Annotated in this window: 14 protein-coding genes and 1 tRNA gene; 7 read left to right on the forward strand and 8 right to left on the reverse strand. The window is 60.4% G+C overall.

Annotated elements, in window-relative coordinates:
* Positions 1-154: 154 nt before the first annotated feature.
* On the reverse strand, positions 155-913 hold the full coding sequence (locus AAF563_06535) for an ABC transporter substrate-binding protein (GenBank protein MEM7120913.1): 759 nt from the start codon (positions 911-913) through the stop codon (positions 155-157).
* Positions 914-1087: 174 nt separating this feature from the next.
* Here AAF563_06535 and AAF563_06540 point away from each other — a divergent pair.
* Positions 1088-1163, forward strand: a tRNA-Lys gene (locus AAF563_06540).
* Positions 1164-1177: 14 nt separating this feature from the next.
* Here AAF563_06540 and AAF563_06545 read toward each other — a convergent pair.
* On the reverse strand, positions 1178-1357 hold the full coding sequence (locus tag AAF563_06545) for a hypothetical protein (GenBank protein MEM7120914.1): 180 nt from the start codon (positions 1355-1357) through the stop codon (positions 1178-1180).
* A gap of 135 nt (positions 1358-1492) precedes the next feature.
* Between AAF563_06545 and AAF563_06550 the strand changes: the two genes are divergently transcribed.
* Positions 1493-3184 (forward strand): urocanate hydratase, encoded by a 1692-nt coding sequence (locus AAF563_06550; protein ID MEM7120915.1) that lies wholly within the window; start codon positions 1493-1495, stop codon positions 3182-3184.
* 164 nt (positions 3185-3348) lie between these two features.
* On the opposite strand, the gene AAF563_06555 is transcribed toward AAF563_06550, so the two are convergent.
* Positions 3349-4509 (reverse strand): alpha-hydroxy acid oxidase, encoded by a 1161-nt coding sequence (locus tag AAF563_06555; protein ID MEM7120916.1) that lies wholly within the window; start codon positions 4507-4509, stop codon positions 3349-3351.
* 49 nt (positions 4510-4558) lie between these two features.
* Positions 4559-5959, reverse strand: a complete 1401-nt coding sequence (locus AAF563_06560) for a multicopper oxidase family protein (GenBank protein ID MEM7120917.1) — start codon at positions 5957-5959, stop codon at positions 4559-4561.
* Between the two features lie 215 nt (positions 5960-6174).
* On the opposite strand from AAF563_06560, the gene AAF563_06565 reads away from it, so the two are divergent.
* Complete coding sequence (locus tag AAF563_06565; protein MEM7120918.1) at positions 6175-6588, forward strand: RidA family protein; 414 nt, start codon at positions 6175-6177, stop codon at positions 6586-6588.
* Between the two features lie 127 nt (positions 6589-6715).
* Here AAF563_06565 and AAF563_06570 read toward each other — a convergent pair whose 3' ends face one another.
* The 3 genes from AAF563_06570 to AAF563_06580 all read right to left on the reverse strand — a co-directional run bounded on the left by AAF563_06570 (position 6716) and on the right by AAF563_06580 (position 10834).
* The gene (locus AAF563_06570; GenBank protein ID MEM7120919.1) at positions 6716-7798 is read right to left on the reverse strand and encodes an SPOR domain-containing protein; all 1083 of its coding nucleotides are present in this window, start codon (positions 7796-7798) and stop codon (positions 6716-6718) included.
* A 263-nt stretch (positions 7799-8061) separates the two neighbouring features.
* Positions 8062-8592, reverse strand: coding sequence for a dTDP-4-dehydrorhamnose 3,5-epimerase (rfbC, locus tag AAF563_06575; GenBank protein MEM7120920.1), 531 nt, complete (start codon positions 8590-8592; stop codon positions 8062-8064).
* A 784-nt stretch (positions 8593-9376) separates the two neighbouring features.
* Entirely contained in the window at positions 9377-10834 is a 1458-nt protein-coding gene (locus tag AAF563_06580) for an undecaprenyl-phosphate glucose phosphotransferase (GenBank protein ID MEM7120921.1), read from the reverse strand.
* Positions 10835-11501: 667 nt separating this feature from the next.
* Here AAF563_06580 and AAF563_06585 point away from each other — a divergent pair.
* The 4 genes from AAF563_06585 to AAF563_06600 all read left to right on the forward strand — a co-directional run bounded on the left by AAF563_06585 (position 11502) and on the right by AAF563_06600 (position 17137).
* Positions 11502-12773, forward strand: coding sequence for an outer membrane beta-barrel protein (locus AAF563_06585; GenBank protein ID MEM7120922.1), 1272 nt, complete (start codon positions 11502-11504; stop codon positions 12771-12773).
* Positions 12774-12845: 72 nt separating this feature from the next.
* Complete coding sequence (locus AAF563_06590; protein ID MEM7120923.1) at positions 12846-13382, forward strand: polysaccharide biosynthesis/export family protein; 537 nt, start codon at positions 12846-12848, stop codon at positions 13380-13382.
* A 255-nt stretch (positions 13383-13637) separates the two neighbouring features.
* Positions 13638-15869, forward strand: coding sequence for a polysaccharide biosynthesis tyrosine autokinase (locus tag AAF563_06595; protein ID MEM7120924.1), 2232 nt, complete (start codon positions 13638-13640; stop codon positions 15867-15869).
* 110 nt (positions 15870-15979) lie between these two features.
* Entirely contained in the window at positions 15980-17137 is a 1158-nt protein-coding gene (locus AAF563_06600) for a glycosyltransferase family 4 protein (protein MEM7120925.1), read from the forward strand.
* A gap of 10 nt (positions 17138-17147) precedes the next feature.
* On the opposite strand, the gene AAF563_06605 is transcribed toward AAF563_06600, so the two are convergent.
* The gene (locus AAF563_06605) at positions 17148-18275 is read right to left on the reverse strand and encodes a glycosyltransferase (protein ID MEM7120926.1); all 1128 of its coding nucleotides are present in this window, start codon (positions 18273-18275) and stop codon (positions 17148-17150) included.
* Positions 18276-18292: the final 17 nt, after the last annotated feature.

Below are 18292 nucleotides of genomic sequence, written 5' to 3' on the forward strand. Positions count from 1 at the left end.
CGGGGCGATTTGAAACTGCGGACTGAGGCAGTGAACAAAGCCTAACGACCAGACGGGCGCCTGCTCGTAAGCGGACGGCCCGACCTATTGACCGTGCAAACGAAAAGGGCCCCTGCAATCTTCGGCAAGGGCCCTCGTGACGTGTGTGGCCGATCTAGAATCCGCTGGTCTCGAATAGCTCGTCGAGTTCGCCGGAGTCCTTCAGTTGGGCCAACAGTGTATTGATCTCTTCAACCGGCGGCGCCGAATCAGGGCGCAGCACGAAGCTGTGGCGGTACTCCTGGTCGATCTTGTCGGCGACCAGGAACTTGCCCGTGAACTCCGGATGGTTGCCCAGGAACTTCCTCAAGTACGCCTCTGACACGATCGCGATATCGGCCCGGCCGTCCTGCACGTAATAGAGGCTGGTGCAGGGGTTCAGCGGCTGCTCGACCGTATAGGTCGTCTGCAGATAAGCGGGATCGGCGTTGAAATCGGCGAAGCCATAGTGGAAGCCATAGACGGCGGCGATCTTGTGCTCGGTCACGTCGTCAAAGAAGCTTTGATCGCGATTGACATCGGCGCGGGTCACATAGATCTCCTGACCGGTCATGAAAACGTCCGACAGGACAACGTCCTCATCGCCCCAGCCCCATTCCGGACTTTCGAAGGCGATCATGTCGAACTTCCCGGCGGCGAGGTCCGCATAGCGGTCGCGCGCGGACGTATCGACCAGTTCAAAGACGTAATCGTCCTGCGCCTCGTTCATCAAATCGACCAGGTCGGCCACCATGCCGCCGATGCCGGTGGCTGTCTGTGTCGCGAACGGTGGGAAGTAATAGGCGCCGATCTTGACGGTTTCGGCGGCTTTGGCGGCGCTGATCGAGAGCGAGAGCGCCAGGCCAACACTAGCGAGTGCCCAAAAACGACGCATGGCGAGCCTCCTTATGCGTTGCTGTCACCAAGGTCCCTCCAGGCCGACCCCGGGGCCGGCCGCTGACCCAGTTTAGGCCCGTTCCGGCGCCGTTTAAAGCGCGCGCCCGAAACCCGCCTAATCCGCGGCTTTCGGGTGCCTCGACAAGCCCCGGCGCGTTTGATAGATAGGCGCGGGCCGTTAGCTCAGTTGGTAGAGCAGCTGACTCTTAATCAGCGGGTCACAGGTTCGAATCCTGTACGGCCCACCAATCTTTTCAATGACTTAGCCGGCGTCCTCGCGGGTAAACAGGTTGGTGACTCCGACGCGTCGCACCTTGCGTTCGGCCTTGCGCTCGAGCTCCTCGTCAAGGCGCTGCTTCGGTATCGGCAACTCGCCGATTGGCAGCGTGACGACGCGCTTGCCTTTGCTCTGGGTAATCTCAATCCTGCCGTCGCCCACCATTTTTCTTCGTTGAAGTTTGGGATCTTTGTAGATTTGCGTTGGCGGTCAATCGGGTTCGACGATGCGGTGTGGCATGCAGTCTCGTATTCGCAACCAGATCGACTGGGATCAGGCGTATGGGGTAGGCAAACGAACATGAGCGCGCGGGTACTAACGGATGTGAAGGCCATGCGCGGCGACACGTTGCGCTGCAAAGGATGGAAGCAGGAAACCCTGCTTCGCATGCTCGAGAATAACTTGGAGAACGCCGAAGACGCGTCACGCCTCGTCGTCTATGGCGGGATCGGCAAGGCAGCGCGCAATTGGGAAAGTTACCACGCGATCGTTGAGTCTTTGATCGATCTTGAAACCGACGAGACTTTGGCGATTCAGGCCGGGATGCCGGTCGCCGTCTTCAAAACCCATCGCCTGGCGCCGCGCGTTGTCATGGGTTTGACCAATGTCATTCGCGCGGATTGGCCCATGTTCTACGATTTGATCGAGAAGAACCTCACGACCTTTTCTGCCTATACGGCCGGACCATGGGAGTACATCGGCAGCCAAGGCGTCGTCGAAGGCACCTTTGAGACGCTGGCGTGCATCGCCGACCAGCACTTCGCCGGCAACCTCAAAGGCCGCGTCTTCTTCACCGCTGGCCTTGGCGGCATGGGACGTTCACAGCCTCTGGCCATGAACATGCACGGTGGTATCAGCGTGACCGTAGAGGTCCGCAAGGACATCATAGACCGTCGCTTGAAAGACGGTTATGCCGACGTCGAGGCAAAGGATCTAAGTGACGCGATCGCCATCGCCGAGCGCGCCAAGTCGGACGGCACGCCGCTGGGCATCGTTCTTCACGGCAACATGACCGACGTCTGCGAACAGGCGTTGGAACGCGGCTGGCATCCTGATGTCGTAACCGAGATGTGCCCGTGCCACGATCCCTTCGCCTTCGTGCCCTCGGGTGTCGATCCCACAAACGCAGAGGGCCTGCGTCGGCAGAATCCAGACGACTATCTCGAACGTTCTAGAGAGACGATGAAACGCCTGGTTCGTGCCATGAACCGCTTCACCGATGCGGGTTCCGTGGTCTTTGAATACGGCACGTTCGTGCGCAAGGAATGCGTCGATGCCGGCATGTCACGAGACGAAGCCTCTCGATACCCGGGTTTCGTGGCACGCTATTGGAGACCGACGATGTTTGAGCAGGGGCGTGGCCCGTTTCGTTGGACTTGCGTATCAGGCGAGCCGGATGACCAAAGCCGGCTCGATGACTTGGTGCTGGAGCTCTTTCCAGACTGTCCGGTCGTGCAGCGTTGGATACCCAAAGCACGCCAGACCTTGCCCTTAGAAGGACTGCCAGCGCGGGTATGCTTTCTCGGTTTCGGTCAGCGCAAGGCGTTCGGCTTGGCCGTGAATGAGCTGATCAAGAAAGGCGAAGTCGCCGGTCCGATTGCCTTCTCTCGTGACAACCTGGACTGTGGTTCGATCGCGAACCCATCGCTGGAGACAGAGGACATGAAAGATGGCTCCGACAACATCTCTGACTGGCCCTATCTCAACGCACTTTTGAACGTCGCCGGCATGGCCGACCTCGTCTCGATCCAGGCCAACGGGACGATGGGTGTCTCGGCGCATACTGGCGTCACCATGATCGCCGACGGCACCGAGGAAGCGGACCTCAGGCTTGATGCTTGCCTGACAACGGATGCTGGAATTGGCATCGTGCGTTATGCGCAGGGAGGGTACGAGACGGCAAGACAGGTGGCAGGGGGTACTGGTCCGCTCACCACCGATACCATAAAGGTGCCGCTATGGTGGTCGCCCCATGCGACATTTGGTCCCTAGTGGCACCGTGGCGAGGTGAATCTGGCCCTTAGGCGCTAGAAAGGCTGCGAAAAACAAGTCAAGAAACTCAGAGATCGGCATAAGTCGCAAAGAGTTCCCTGTGTTTTGCCTGTTAACGCTGAAATCCACGCAGAGACGAGGTCGCAGTGGACTGCAATCGTCCATCACGCCGAGAACGATGAGCCTATCCGCAGCTTGTCGCGGCTGAGCTCGGTCACGCTGCGCACCCCCATCAGGCGCATGTCTCGTTCGATTTCGGTCTGCAGCAGGCTGAGTGCGCGTTCGACGCCTGCCTGACCGGCGGCGGCGAGGGGGAAGAGGTAGGCGCGGCCGATGCCGACCGCCTTGGCGCCCATGGCGAGCGCTTTCAAAACATGCGTGCCGCGCTGGACGCCGCTATCCATCAGGACATCGATCGTGTCACCGACCGCATCGACGATCTCGCCCAGCTGGTCAAACGGCGTGCGCGAGCCGTCGAGTTGGCGGCCGCCATGGTTCGACAGAATGATACCCGTGCAGCCGATGTCGACGGCGCGGCGCGCATCCTCGACCGACATCAGTCCCTTCAGGCAGAACTGACCATCCCATTGCTGCACCATCTGGGCGATGTCGTCCCAGTTCATCGACGGGTCGAGCATATCGGTGAAGTACTGTCCGATCGAAATCGCGCTTCCGCTCATGTCGATGTGTTCTTCGAGTTGCGGCAGCCGAAAGCGTTCGTGGGTCGCATAATTCAAGCCCCACGCCGGCTTCAGAACGAACTGCAGCATGGCGCCGGGCGTCAGCTTCATCGGGATAGCGAAACCCGTGCGCAGATCGCGCTCGCGGTTGCCGCCGGTGATTGAGTCGACGGTCAGCATCATGACGTCGATGCCCGATGCCTTCGCGCGTTCCAGCATGGCGCTGTTCAGGCCACGGTCTTTGTGGAAATAGAACTGATAGGCCTGCGGTGTGGCGTAAGCCTTGCGCAGCTCTTCAAGGCCGACCGTGCCGAGCGAGGAGCATCCGAACATGGTGCCGAACTTCGATGCGGCCGCGCCGACGGCGCGTTCGCCGTCGTGATGGAACAGACGTTGCAAAGCGGTCGGCGAGCAGTAGATCGGCAGCGCGAGCTTCTGACCCATGACATCGACCGACATGTCGATCTCCTCGACGCCGCGCAGGATATCGGGAACCAGGTCGACGTTGTCAAAGCTCGACGTGTTCTTGCGGTACGTCACCTCGTCGTCCGCGGCCCCGTCAATATAGTTGAAGATGGGGCTGGGCAGCCGGCGGCGCGCGAGTTCGCGGAAGTCGTGGAAGTTGTGGCAGTCCTTCAGGCGCATGGTGCTATCTCATGGAAATCGGTGCTTGGCCATGCGGCCAAAGGCGGCGTCACGATACCCGAATGTAGCCGGCGAGGCCGGTCTTTTGGTGCTCAATGACATGGCAGTGAAACGCCCAATCGCCGAGGTTGTCGGCCTTAAGCGCGATGTCGATGGTCTCGTTCTTCAAGAGCAGGATCGTGTCGGTCCAGTTGCGCGGCAGCTGCCGCTGGTTGGACTGGATCGGCACGAAAGCGAGACCGTGAAGATGGATCGGGTGCAGGTTGGGGGATTCATTGCGCAGGCGCAGGACGTAGCTTTTACCCAGGGTAAGATCCGCGACCGGGCCGACCCCTTCGACCGCATCGCCCGGCCACGGCTGCCGGTCGATCGACCAAAAGCTGTAGCCGTAGTTGCCGCAGAAACCGTTGTCCTCGCCATCGCCCTCCGGCGTCCAACCGAACACCATTTCGCGCGTCTCGGCCGAGGCGAGGTCCGGCTCGGCGACGGGGTTTCGGGCAAGCGGTTTCAGTTCGGCGAGATCCCGTTTCAAGGACGGCCCGACCGAGCGCAGGCGCGCGAGACTGTTCGGCCGATTGGCGATCATGGTCTGAAGTGTCAGTTCCGAGCCTTCGTCATCTGGCATACGCAACGCGACGTCGACACGTTGTCCGGGGCCAAGCCACATGGGCGACTCCTCGCTGGGCCATGCGATCGGCTCGTCCACGGGATGGCCGTCCCAGGCGATGATCGTGCCGGGGGCGTCGGGCAGCACCAGCTTGTAGACCCGCGTCGTGTCCGTGGCGACGATCCTAAGCCGCACCAAACCGCCGGCGGGCAGCTCATGGACCGGGTCGATCTGCCAGTTCGCCGTGCGCACATTGCCCAGGGTACCGGCGCGCGCGGCGCCGCGCGGCGTGAAGAACGGCAGGAGTTGGCCGTCGTCATCAAGCCTGAAGTCTTTCAAGTTGATCGGCAGATCGGTGTCGAAGCCCGGATCGTCGGGCTCTTCGACGATGAGGATGCCGGTCAGGCCATGGGCCATCTGGCTCATGGTCATGCAGTGCGGGTGATACCAATAGGTGCCCGCGTCGGGCGGTGTGAAGGCGTAGCGGAAGCTGTCGCCCTCAGCCAGCGGGAACTGGGTCAGATAGGGCACGCCGTCCATCGCGTTCGCCAGGCGGATGCCATGCCAGTGCATGGTCGTGTAATCGCTCAGGCCGTTCGTCAGGTTCACGACGAAGGGCGCAGCCTGCCGCATGCGAATGACGGGCGGCGGCGCGTTGTCGATCAAGCTGACCAGTCCTTCGGTGACCGGTCGGTCAAACGCGTAGCTCGTTTGGCGCGTGACGAGATCGAGCGGTTCGCTTTCCACCGCCTGAAGCGGCAACCCGGCCGTGGCCAGCGCTGCTACCGACGCGGATCCCGCCAGAAAGCGGCGTCTGCTGAAACGTCTCGGCGTGTCGTTCATGTCTTCAATCTACTCTGCGTGGGGTCGCGAAACGGCCGCCAGCTTGAACAACTCTGGAGCATCGCATGTGTTTGACACTTCGCGCAGACGCCAGGAAAGTCAAGGTGAGACCGCCAACATTGGTTGCCATCGCGCCGAAACCTCTTCCGCGTGCGGCGTCATCGCGCGGCACAATAGTTTGTCGCGGACCGCGCGCTCGTGACATGATCCCGATCATGAAACGCACATCCGTCAATCCGACCCCTTGGGGCACTCAGTACAGCATGGATCAGGGAGAGGTGGTCGACGGCTTGCGCCGCATTCTCCATGTTTCCGGTCAGGCCTCGATAGGTGAGGATCCGGACAATCCGGGTACGGAGATGGCGCTTCACGCCGGTAACCACCGCGAGCAGTTCCGAACCTCACTCGCCAACCTCGACGAGGTCCTCGCCGGCGCGGGCATGAAACGAAGCAACATCCTTCTCGTTCGGTTCTATGTGGCCGACATGGAGGGTTTCAATGCGAACTTCGATGTCTACAAGGACTGGATCGATGAGGCCGGCATTCGCCCGCCGCAAACGGTGATCGGTGTCCAATGCCTGGCGTTGCCGGAGATGTTGATCGAAATAGAGATCACCGCAGGCGACTAAACCTAATCCTGGCTGGGTGGAACCGCCAGAAGGCGTCATCTAACCACGAGCGCTCTGGCGGTGCGCTTTAGCGGACGGCATGTGTAACCCGTGACGTATGCGCCGGGTCTCGCGTCACGCCGCGCCGTCAACGGGGAATGACGATGCAGTCCAGTTGTCGTTCGAGCAATTGTTGGCAGAACGCCGTCGCATCGTCGGTGGAGCCGAATGGGCCGGCCTGAAGCCGATAGAACGTTCCGCTATCCAGCAACGCGCTTTCGACCATGGGCTGAAGGTCGGCAAGCATGTCGCTATGAGCTGCCTGAAGTTCGGACCAGGCCTCGTTGGCCCGTTGTTCGGAGCCGTATGCCGCAAGTTGGATCCTCGTGCCTTTTGGCGGCGCGGCAACCGTGGCCGACTTTGTCGCAATCAGCTCGTCGCTGCTCGCCAACACCTGATCGCTCGATTGGGCCGCCGGCGCTGCCTGGGCATCGGTTGTTGCTGCCGGCGTACCATCCTGCAGAAACCCGCCCGCGGTGGTGGCGGATATCTCAAGCACGGCAAGTGTCGCGGGCTTTGCTTCCGACCAATAGGGTGAAACGTTGTGGTCTGCCTGGTTCAGCCACGGCATGTCGACGCTGCCTTCCGGATTGAAGGCGGCAAGAATGACCTCGGTGGCAGGCTGGTGATAGGCCAGTTCGCCGAACGTCATGTCGAGCGCCGCGGGTTCGCCGGGCGTGATGGCCGGTGTGCTGAAATCCGCGCCGAAACCGCCGAAACCGGCAACAGTCGGTGCCGGCGCCGTCGCATCAGGGGTTTCGGCCGTCACCGCAATGCCGGCACCAGCGCCGCTCTCGCCGTCAGCTGTTGCTTCTGCCGCGTCGCCGGCTGCCATGGCCGTGGCGTCGCCATCGCCACCGGTGTCGGACGCGACGACGATGCCGCCGGTCGCGTCATCGGGGTCGGATCCGCCGACAAAGACGAGAACGAACGCGATGATCAGGGCGGCGAGAATGCCGCCGCCGACCATGATCTGCTCTTTCAAGCCGGCGTGGTCGGAGAGCGCCATATCCTCCGGATCGGGATCGTGCGGGCCTTCGGCCCTGGCGCGTCGCTCGACTTCGGCCACAAAATCCTTAGGCAGTGGCGATTTGTGCTCGCCGCCGGCGCGGAGAACGCGCAAATCGGCTGGTTTGGCCGTGTTACCGGTCGTTCGTGCTTCCTGTCCCATCGTGCCGCTCACCAGTGGTTGGGGCGCCCCTCAGAGCCTCGTTGGGTTCCAACAACGATCTCTAATCCTTTGGAGGTAAGATATACCACAAAAGGATTAGGATTTGTCCAACAATTGGCGGGTTTTGTGGCCTGGCGATGCGATGGTCCGGCGCGCCGCCAATTGGGCTCCGTGATGGGAAACCAGCGTCCTCGGCCAGTTTCATAGGCCGACGGCGCCGCCTGCACCGCCGACCGGTGGCAGGGGTCAAACGTTCGTGACGGCTATTCTTGGAAGTTCGGCCAGTTCGCGTCCTTGTCGGAGATCGTGGTGACTTCGCCGGGCCAATCGATGGCGAAGCGAGGGTCGTCCCAACGAATACCTCCCTCGCTCGCCGGCTCGTAAGCGGCCGAGACCATATAGGCGACCGCGACGTCGTCGCGCAGCGTCATGAAGCCATGGGCCAGGCCGCGGGGTGCGTAGACCTGCAGCAGGTTGTCGTCGGTAAGCTCGGTACCCTGCCACTGGAGATAGGTTTCGGACTGCGGCCGCAAATCGACGATCACGTCATAGATCGCGCCTCTGGTGCAGCGCACGAGCTTCGCCTCGTCGTACGGGTTTTGTTGGTAGTGAATGCCGCGGAGCGTGCCGCGCTGTGCGCTGAACGACGCGTTGGCCTGAACGAAATCGGTTTCCAAACCGGCTTCGCGAAATGTTTCCCGGCAAAAGGTCCTGGAGAAGTATCCGCGATCGTCGCCGTGAGGCGTCGACTCGACCAGGAAGGCGCCGGCTATCTGCATGGGATGGAACTTCATGGATGGAGGCGGTGGCCTGTTGTGGGAATTGTCGCCGAGGACATTTCAGCAGCGATTGGGCCGGATTCCTCGGAAAATCGTTTCTCAAGCGGCCACATCTCGTTGAAATCGCGCAAAATCATGTTGGCCGTCACTAATAGGGACGGGCAACACTCGCCAGTGTGACAGCTATCAATACCCTCCGAACGGTGGATAACTATCTTATCGAAAGTGTTATGGAGTTCGATTTCTCGCAACGACCTATCCTAAAGTGAGTGACGCAATCCGGGAAATCCGATAGCCTTTTCGGAAAGCAAAATACGAAAGGTCTATAGAGGGCACCATAATACAAACTGCCTGCTGATGTAGTTGAGGTATCAGCAAAAATATAAGTGTCGTCGCCCTAATATTGATGGGTTACTGAAATGATCTATGTCGCTGCCTTCTTAATCTTCGCTCCTTCGCTTGTTCTGGCGTTTGCTTTGTGCCGCATGGCGGCCCGCTTTGGCCATGCTGAGCCCGGCCAGGCTGTTTCGCAGCAAAGCAAGGTCGTAAGTTTCCCCGAGACGGCTGCCGTTCACCGCGATCGCGCGGCCTAGGTTCAAGCGCCATCCTTTTGCCGCTGGGCGCGGCCAGCGTTCAGGCTGCGGATCGGCCACCCTCAACGACGCCCGTCTATCTAACTCGAACCGGCCCCTTGAAAAACAAGTGGCCGCCAAAGAGGCGGCCACTCGAGAGTCTTTGATGTGCGGGTCAGGTGATCAGATCACAACGTCCCGAACAGACCATTGCAATGGTCAGCACATCAGTATGCGGTCGGATGCACCATCACCGTAACGGTGCGTAGCAGAATTCTCAGATCAAGCGCCAAAGACCAGTTGTCGATGTAGTAGAGATCGTGCTCGACACGCGCACGCATCTTATCGATCGACCGCGTTTCACCACGCAGCGCGTTCACCTGGGCCCAACCGGTAATGCCCGGCTTCAGGCGGTGGCGCCGGAAATAGTCTTCGATCTGCTTGCCGTAGAGATGATTGTGCGGCACCGCGTGCGGGCGCGGTCCGACAAGCGACATCTCGCCTTTCAGCACATTGAAGAGCTGCGGCAGTTCATCAAGGCTGGATCGACGCAGGAACCAGCCAACCCGGGTCACACGGGGATCGGCCCGGCTTGCCTGAACCACGTTGCCTGACGTTTCTTCCGCATGCTCCATGCTTCGGAACTTGTAGACTGTGAAGGTCGAGTTGTTGAAACCGTGCCGCATCTGGCGAAACAGAACCGGGCCCCTGCTTTCAACCTTGATGGCGAGCGCAATGAGCAGCAGCAGCGGTGCCACCGCGAGCGTCAGCAAAGAGCCGAGGACCAGATCTTCGACACGTTTGATCAACAGCGCCGAATCCGACAAAGGCTTCGTGCTGAGCCGCCAGACGGGCAGGCCGCCGATCTGATGCGGCTCATAGTCCAGCAGTTCGGGTGTCAGGCTGGGCGCCAGCACCAGATGCAGACAGCGGCGCCGGCACAGGTCAAGCCATGTCCTGACGCGCGCGTCGTCGCAGTGGTCGACCGCCAGAATCACCCGGTCAACGTCGGCTAGCGCCAATTCCATCTCCGCTTCGATCGTGCCCGGGTGATGCCGCTTGTCCATGATCACCATGCCAAGCTGGACCTTGTCGTCCAGGGCGCGGCGGGCAATCCAGACATTCTCCGGCGTGCCGACCAGGGCGATGTACTCGCCCATGCTGCCGTCTACGACCAGGCGCCGGCACCAGCGTGCGAAGGCAACCCGCGCGGGCACCACCAGGATCAGGGCACCGACGAACCAGTAGAACACCCAAAGGCGTGAGTATTCAGCACCGCTCTTGGTGAAGAACAAAAAGCCCAGGACCACCGTCATCGCGATCGACCACGCCGCGATCCACTTCATGGAACTGCGGAAGGACGAGACGATCTGCCTTTCGCCATAGAGCTTCAGAACCTCGGAACTCAGCAGCAAGGCCATGACCGCAATCATGACAAGCGCGATGTGCGGGTCAGAAATGGCCAGCGTGTCGAACCTGATCAGGCTCGCCAGGCAGGCACCCAGCAGCACCAAGGCGATGTCGGAAAAGCGTACGAACAACTGGAACGACAACCAGTTGAACTTTCCAGATTGCGGCTGGCGAAGGACGCGAACGTCATAGTCCGCATCCTGCTTTACCGTAATGCTTTGCGAAACCTTATTGGGCTGGCCAAATCCCGATTGTTCTAATGAAACGAAGGTCACTCGTTTCCCCCCAATGATCTGTCAGGCGCCGTCCAAGCCAGGCCATGGTGTTACAACTCCGCGCCAGATTTTTCCTGCGGTGCCCTTGGGACAACAAGCACCGCATTAGCTCAACCCTACCATCCACGAATCAAAGGTCGTGAGTCCTCATGGTTTCACTCATCGCGCTCGACGAACCTGAAACCTCGATCTCAGGTCTACATATTAGCGTTCGTCACGTGCTCAGAGCAATGGGCTTCATGATCTGATGCGTATTTGTCACATAAATCGTGTTTCGTAGTCACGTTACGTGTCATTGCTGCAACATGACACAATGACGTCAGGGTTAAAGACATCTCTCGTGACGGTGCCGCAGACGATTGACTAAGTGGCATTTGGCGGCCTATCTTGCAAGAAGACCTTATGAAGTAACACTATCTATGTGATAATTTTAGACTTTAGTATGAGGTCCGGGCGCAGGTTGCGGCCCGTTGAGATTGAGACCTCCTTGTGTCGAGTCGTTGCCGGACTGGCCGCAAGGGAGAAGATGAGCAAGCTTTCGGGCTTAAAGTGGTGTCGAACGACGCTGTTGCCAACTTCGCGCCATAAACTGCGTTGAGGCTTGGTGGCACGAAACCAGGGACGGGTATGGTGCTGGAGAGCAAAGGGTTTCGCTATGGGGACTAGATTGCTGCTGCTCATTGGGTTTGCTGCCCTTGTCGCGGGGGCGGTCCTGCTTACCGTGCCGGACAGGGCCGCGGCGCAGGAAGGCCTCACCGGGCCGACCCAAGGCAACCCGTATAGCATTCGCAACCGGGCGCGGCCCGACTACGACCCCGAGGGTCTGCCGGTCGGTTCATTCCTGGTCTTTCCGTCGTTTGAGCTTGGCGAAGTCTACGACACCAACGTTTTTCGCACCGAAACCAACGAATCCGACGATTTCATCACGACCTACGCGCCCAGCATCAACGTGGTGTCCGACTGGAACAACCACGCCGTCGCCTTTGGCGCCACGGCGAATGGCGGTGTCTTCGCCGACAACTCCGACGAGAACTACTTCGACTACGGTTTCTTCGCTGCCGGGCGATTGGATGTCCGTCGCTCGACACGGGTCGGCGCCTTCGTCTCCTGGGACCACCTGCATGAGGATCGCGGCTCGCCTGAGGACGTAAACGGCGACGAACCGACCGAATTCGACGAGTTTCGGACCGGCGTCAACGCGACGACCACGCAGGGCCGCTTCACGATCTTTCTTGGCGGCGAGTACTCCCACCTCACGTTCGAGAACGTGACCGCCGGCGGTGGCACGATGATGGTCAACAACGCCGACCGCGACCAGAGCGCGGTCGAGGGTACCGCGCGTGTCGACTACAACGTCAGCCCGGGTTACGCGATCTTTGTTCTGGGCAGCTACATCGACGTTTCCTACGACAACACCCCCGATGATGCCGGTCGCGTGCGCGACAACAACGGTTGGCGCGCGGATGCCGGCGTGGCCTTTGAGATCACCGAAACGTTCTCTGGCGACGTCTATGGCGGCTACATCCAACGCTATTACGACGACCCGACATTCGCCGATACCGACAGCTTCGATCTGGGCGGCGACATCTATTGGAGCATTACGCCCCTTACGACGGCCCGCTTGGTGCTGGAGCGCAGTTTCGTGGAAACGACACAGGCGGGCGCCTCATCGATCCTGGAGACGTCCGGCGTGATCGAGGTCGAGCACGAGCTGCTGCGCAACGTCATTTTGGGGGCCAACGTAGGGCTTACCAACTTCGACTACGAAGGCATTACCCGTGAGGATGATGTCTGGGGCTTTGGTGTCGACGGTGTCTATTTAATCAATCGGAACTTTTATGCGGGCGGAAGAGCGCAATATACAAACCGTGACTCCAACGCACCGACCGAGAGTTTTGAGGATATCGAGGTTGGCGTTTTCGTTGGGGCGCAGATGTGAGGTTAACCCCCGGCGATGACAGAAACTGTCCGTTGTTGGAAAGATGAGACGATCGGCCGCGCCCTGAGCGTTTTGGTCGCGCTGCTATTGATTCCACTTTTGGTTGTTCCCGGGCAGATTGCCTTCGCCCAGGACGACGTCCAGGTTTTCGACGATCGGATCTACAAGCTGGGCGTGGGCGATCGGCTGCGCGTGACCGTTTACAACGAGATCGATCTTTCGGGCGAGTTTGATGTCGGACCGGCGGGAACCGTAAACCTGCCGCTTATCGGCGAGGTGGCAGCCCAGGGTCGCACGATCCCGGAGGTCGAGGACGCCGCGGAGGAGTTGTTCTTACAGGGTTACCTGAAGTCGCCCAGCGTCAGCATCGAGGTGCTGAACTATCGTCCATTTTACATTCTGGGCGAGGTCAACTCACCCGGCAGTTATCCGTTCGTTAATGGTATGACGGTATTAAATGCGGTGGCTCTGGCTGGCGGATTCACATATCGAGCCAGCGAGGGCAGCGTTTTGTTGAAGCGAGAAGGCGCCACGGCGGAAGTGTCGGTTGCTATCGACACGCCCGTGTTGCCAGGCGACGTTCTAACGGTGGAAGAGCGTTTCTTCTAACCGTTTGGGTCTTGGACTCATGTCGGTCTGGTGAACTATAAGCGAGTGTCATCGGCCGCTAAGTCGAATGGTCGAAAAAGAGAGATTGGGCAGACTGTTGAGCCGAGTGATCGCATTATTGGCGAACGGACATCGTAACTCGCTTGGCAACTGCCAGTCAGGTCCTGCGGTGCGCATGCCGCTTGCCCTCATGGTGCCTTGTTCGCCTGGTATCGGGTTTGCCTCCTACGATGTGCTTGATCGATGACGGTTGGGATGGATGTAAGGCGCCTGCGTGACGGCGAATGGCCGGTTTCCGACAGTGAGTTGGAAGCCGAAAGCTCGACGGATCTGCGCGCCTGGTGGGGCGCGCTGCGCCGCCACAAATTCACGATCGCCTTGATTGTCCTCGTCGGCACGATCGGCGCCTACTTTATCGTCGAGGGTATGACGCCAAAGTACTCGGCGGTTGCCGAGGTGCTGATCGAAGGCCAGGGAAGCCGCGTCGTCGAGTTCGACTCCGTCGTTGAAGGACCCTCGCTAGAGCAGCCTGCCATCGGCTCCCAGGTCGAGATTCTGCAGTCGCGCTCTCTGGCGTCGCGGGTCATCGATGAACTGGCCTTGATGAACGATCCGGAGTTCAACCCGGCTCTGGTGCCTTATGAACCATCTCTATTGGAAAGGCTGAAGCCGCAGAATTGGCTGCCCGATTCTCTACTGGAGCGCCTGGGCATGGCGCCCGAACCGGAGGCGACAGCAGAAACGCCGGAAGAACGAGACGAGCGTTTACGAAGGACGGTGATCAACCGCTATCTCAGCCGCCTGACCGTCGAAGCGGTCAGTTTCACCTATGTCATCGCCATCACGTTTGAGTCTGAGGACCGGAACAAAGCGGCGCTCATCGCCAACACGACGGCCGAGCTCTACATCCTCGATCAGCTTGAGGCGAAGTTTGAAGCGACAGCCCAAGCCAATGCCTGGCTGAGCCAGCGGTTGGAGACACTCCGCCAGGACGTCATCGCCGCGGACAACGCGCTGACCGCCTACCAGTTGGAACACGGCCTTGGCGGGTCGGAGCGCCAGAGCCTTATCGAACAACAGTTGACCGACGCCAACAGCCAATTGATGGAGGCGCGCGCCGACCGGGTCGCGGCTCAGGCCCAGTTGCAGCAGATGCGTCAACTTGTCGAGCGCTCCGGTCCGTCGTCCGTCGGCGCGGTTCTTGAGAGCAGCCTGATTCAAGGTTTGCGGGGTCGTGAGGCGGAGGCCAGGCGCGAACTCGCCGAGTTGTCGACGCGCTACGGCGACCTTCATCCGGAGATCATCAACACCAAGGCCGAGATCGAGGATCTGGTCAGGACAATCGACGAAGAGGTCGGAAAGGTCCTGCAGAACCTGGAGAACGAGGTTGAGATTGCCGCAGCCCGCGAAGCCAGCGTGCGCCAGTCGGTCAACGAACTGCAGGACCAGTTCAACACCGAGCAGTCGGCGGATGTCGGCAGGTTGGAGTTGGAGCGCCAGGCCGAAGCAATGCGCTTGCTCTACGACACCATGCTGGCGCGATTCAAGGAAGTCGCCGAGCAAGAGCAGATCCAAGAGCCGGATGCCCGCGTCATCTCAACAGCGGTGCCGCCGGGCAGGCCATCATGGCCGAAGAAGAAGCTTTTGTTGGCCGGCGCCTTCGTCTTCTCGTTCATGATCGCCATCGGCGTCGTGGTTTTTATTGAACTGCTGAACACCGGGTTCCGCACCATCGAAGACGTTGAACGGATTCTCGGCCAAAGGGGACTTAGCGAGGTTCCGACGATGTCGGGCGTCTTCAAGACCGATCCCGAAAACTCGGTTCTGAAGAACCAGATATCCGGTTTCGCGGAGGCTGTGCGCAGCCTGTCGACATCGTTGATTCTGTCCAACGTGGACAACCCGCCAAAGCTCATTGCCGTGGCCTCGACGCTGCCCGGTGAAGGCAAGACCTCTGTTGCTGTCGCGCTCGCACGCCTGATGTCGATGGGTAAACGGACCGTTCTCCTGATCGACGGGGACCTGCGGAAGCCGCGCGTCCATCGGGCCGTCGGGTTGTCGCGCTCGCCGGGCCTGTCGGACGCGATTGCCCATGACGTGCCGCTCCTGGAGGCGGTGCGGCCGGAAAGTGCGTCGGGCCTGCATATCCTGCGTGCGGGATCGGAAGTGCCCAATCCGCAAGACCTCCTGCAGTCAAAGAAGGCCAAGGCGATCTTTGAGCAGATGCGCAAGGCCTATGACATCGTCATCATCGATACGCCGGCGATCATGCCGGTCTCCGATGGCCAGCTGCTGACCAACATGGCCGACAAGACGATCTTCCTGGTGCGCTGGGAAAACACGCCGCGCAAGGTGGCGAAGCGCGGCTTGCAGAAGATTCTGGCCTCCGGCGCCGACCTGGCCGGCATCGTGCTGACCCGCGTCAACAGGAAGAAGCAGGCCGGCTACGGCGCTAAGGCTGAGGCCTACTACTACGGCCGTTACTGATCTCTTGACGCCGCAACTCCACAACAGCTTTTTTCCGTGTCGTCATCCCGCACTGCCTTGAAGCGAGACGCGGCGCCCATGTCATCGCGGATCCCGGGAGAGATCTGAGGGTGACCGGCCGTCGTATCGTCCACGCCATAACGCGTCTGATTACGGGCGGTGCCGAGGAAAACACGATCCTGACCTGCAATCATCAGGCACGCAGCGGCAATCCCACTTATCTCATCATCGGCCGGTCTTATGACGAGGCGACGCTCGCGACAGTCGATCCGGCCGTCAACGTCATCGTTGTCCCGTCGCTGGTCCGCAACATCTCACCGTTTAACGATTTCGCCGCGCTCATCCGCCTGGTATCACTGTTCCGGCGCTTGAAGCCCGATGTCGTCCACACCCACACCAGCAAGGCCGGCATCGTCGGGCGCATCGCCGCACTCTTCGTGCGCGGTTGCGCCGTCGTCCACACGGTGCACATCCTGCCCTTCCTCAATGTCGGACGGGTCGAGTTGCTGGTCTACCTGTTCGTCGAGCGCCTGACCGCGCGTTGGACGAAACTCTTCATTCACGTCAGCGAGGGCATGCACCGCTCGTGCCTGGAGCATGGCGTGGGGACCAAGTCAAACCATGTGGTGATCGAGAGCGGCATGGATGTCGCGCGGTTCAGGTCGGTGGAACGGCCGGCAAGCTGGCAAGCGGTGATCCATGGCGGCGTCACCATTGACGATGACGAACCTCTTTTCATTCTGATTTCCGGCGCCCTTGAGCGGCGCAAACGTGCGAAGGAGTTTTTGCCGGTCTTCAAGGCCGTCAAGGAAGCCGTGCCTGAGGCGCATTTGCTGATAGCCGGCGACGGCCCGTTGGGCGAGGAGATTGATCAGACAATCACCGAACTGGGGCTAGAGGCGTCGTGTCACCGGCTTGGGTTCATCGACAACTTGCCCGAGGTCATCGCGCTGACTGATGTCTGCGTCCACGCCGCCCATCGCGAAGGGCTGCCACGGGTGGTCGTTCAGTATGTCATGATCGGGCGACCGGTCGTCGCCGCGCACCTGCCTGGCCTGGAGAGGGTCGTGCGCGAAGGAGAGACCGGCTTCATGGTGCCGACTGAGAGCCTGGACAGCATGACGGATCCGCTGATCACGCTCTTGAGGGACCCGGATCTGCGCAAGCGCCTTGGCGATGCCGGGCGGGCCCAGGACTTCAGCCCCTGGGACGCCGAGCGCATGGTGGTTGCGATCGACGGGGCCTACGATCGCTATCTCGGTCCCTGACAACACGCATTCACGTCCCGGTATCAGCCGTGCCCGGTAACGCCTCCAGAACCCGCGAGCCGGCCGTTCTGAGTGCGGCGGCCGAATAGTTCTCAGCCATGTCTGTTGCCGCCTGTGTTCCGATCTTGCGGCGCAATGCCTCATCCTTCGTCAACGCCTCGACGTGTTCGACAATGGATGCCTCATCAGGCACGGCGAACTTCATCATGTTGACGCCATCACGACCGTAGTCACGGATGCCGCCGACATCGGTCGTGATGACGGGCAGGCCGACCGCCATGGCCTCGGCGACGACGATGCAGAAACCTTCCGTGTCGCTGGCATTGACATAGATGTCGTAGGACGGGCCGTCGGTGAACCACGCCTGGCGAAAACCAAGCAGCGTCACGCTGTCGTCGAGACCCAGGTCTTTGATCGTTTTTTCCAGGTTGGCGTACTCCGGCCCGTCGCCGAAAACGTCCAGCACAACAGGTGTCCCACTGTCGATCAACCGGCGAACCGCGCCAATCAGCTTGTCGATGTTCTTGACCGGCGACAGCCGTCCGGCAACGGCCATCCGCAGGGGTTGGGCAAGACCGTAGTCGGATTTCGACTGGGTGCCTTCCTGGACGCAGAACAGGGGGACGACCTGTGATCTGCGCTGTCTGATCGGCATGAAGTAGCGCTTGGTCTCGTCGATCGTGTCGCGGCAGTCGCCCCAGACCTCGCCGACGCGAAACGACAGCAGCCACAGCAGGTACTGATAGACCCACTGAAGGCGACGCGAGCGGTAGCGCATGATGTGTTCGAACGAGACGCAGCGTGCTTTCGGAAAGAAACACAGGACAAACCGACCGACGATATTGGCTTGCTTCAGTGACAGGACGACCAGGTCTGGCCGGTGTCGGCGCATCTCGCCGGCGAGCGCAAAGGCGCCTTTGAGCATCGAACCCATGGTCAGGGCTTCAGAATCATGCGCCAGCCTCAGCCGTCCGGCGCCGGCGGCCTTGCCGACCGTCTCGGCCAAGCCGCCGTGGCCACGGCACAACGCGAGGACACGAAGGTCATGGCCCTCGAAAAATCCGTTTTCCAACAAGGTCAGGAGGCCGTGCTCAGCGCCGCCTTGGTTGAAGCCGTTGATGACGTAGAGCACACGCATGAATGTTCCCCAAGGGG

Source organism: Pseudomonadota bacterium (assembly GCA_039028155.1).
Taxonomy (GTDB): Bacteria; Pseudomonadota; Alphaproteobacteria; order SP197; family SP197; genus JANQGO01.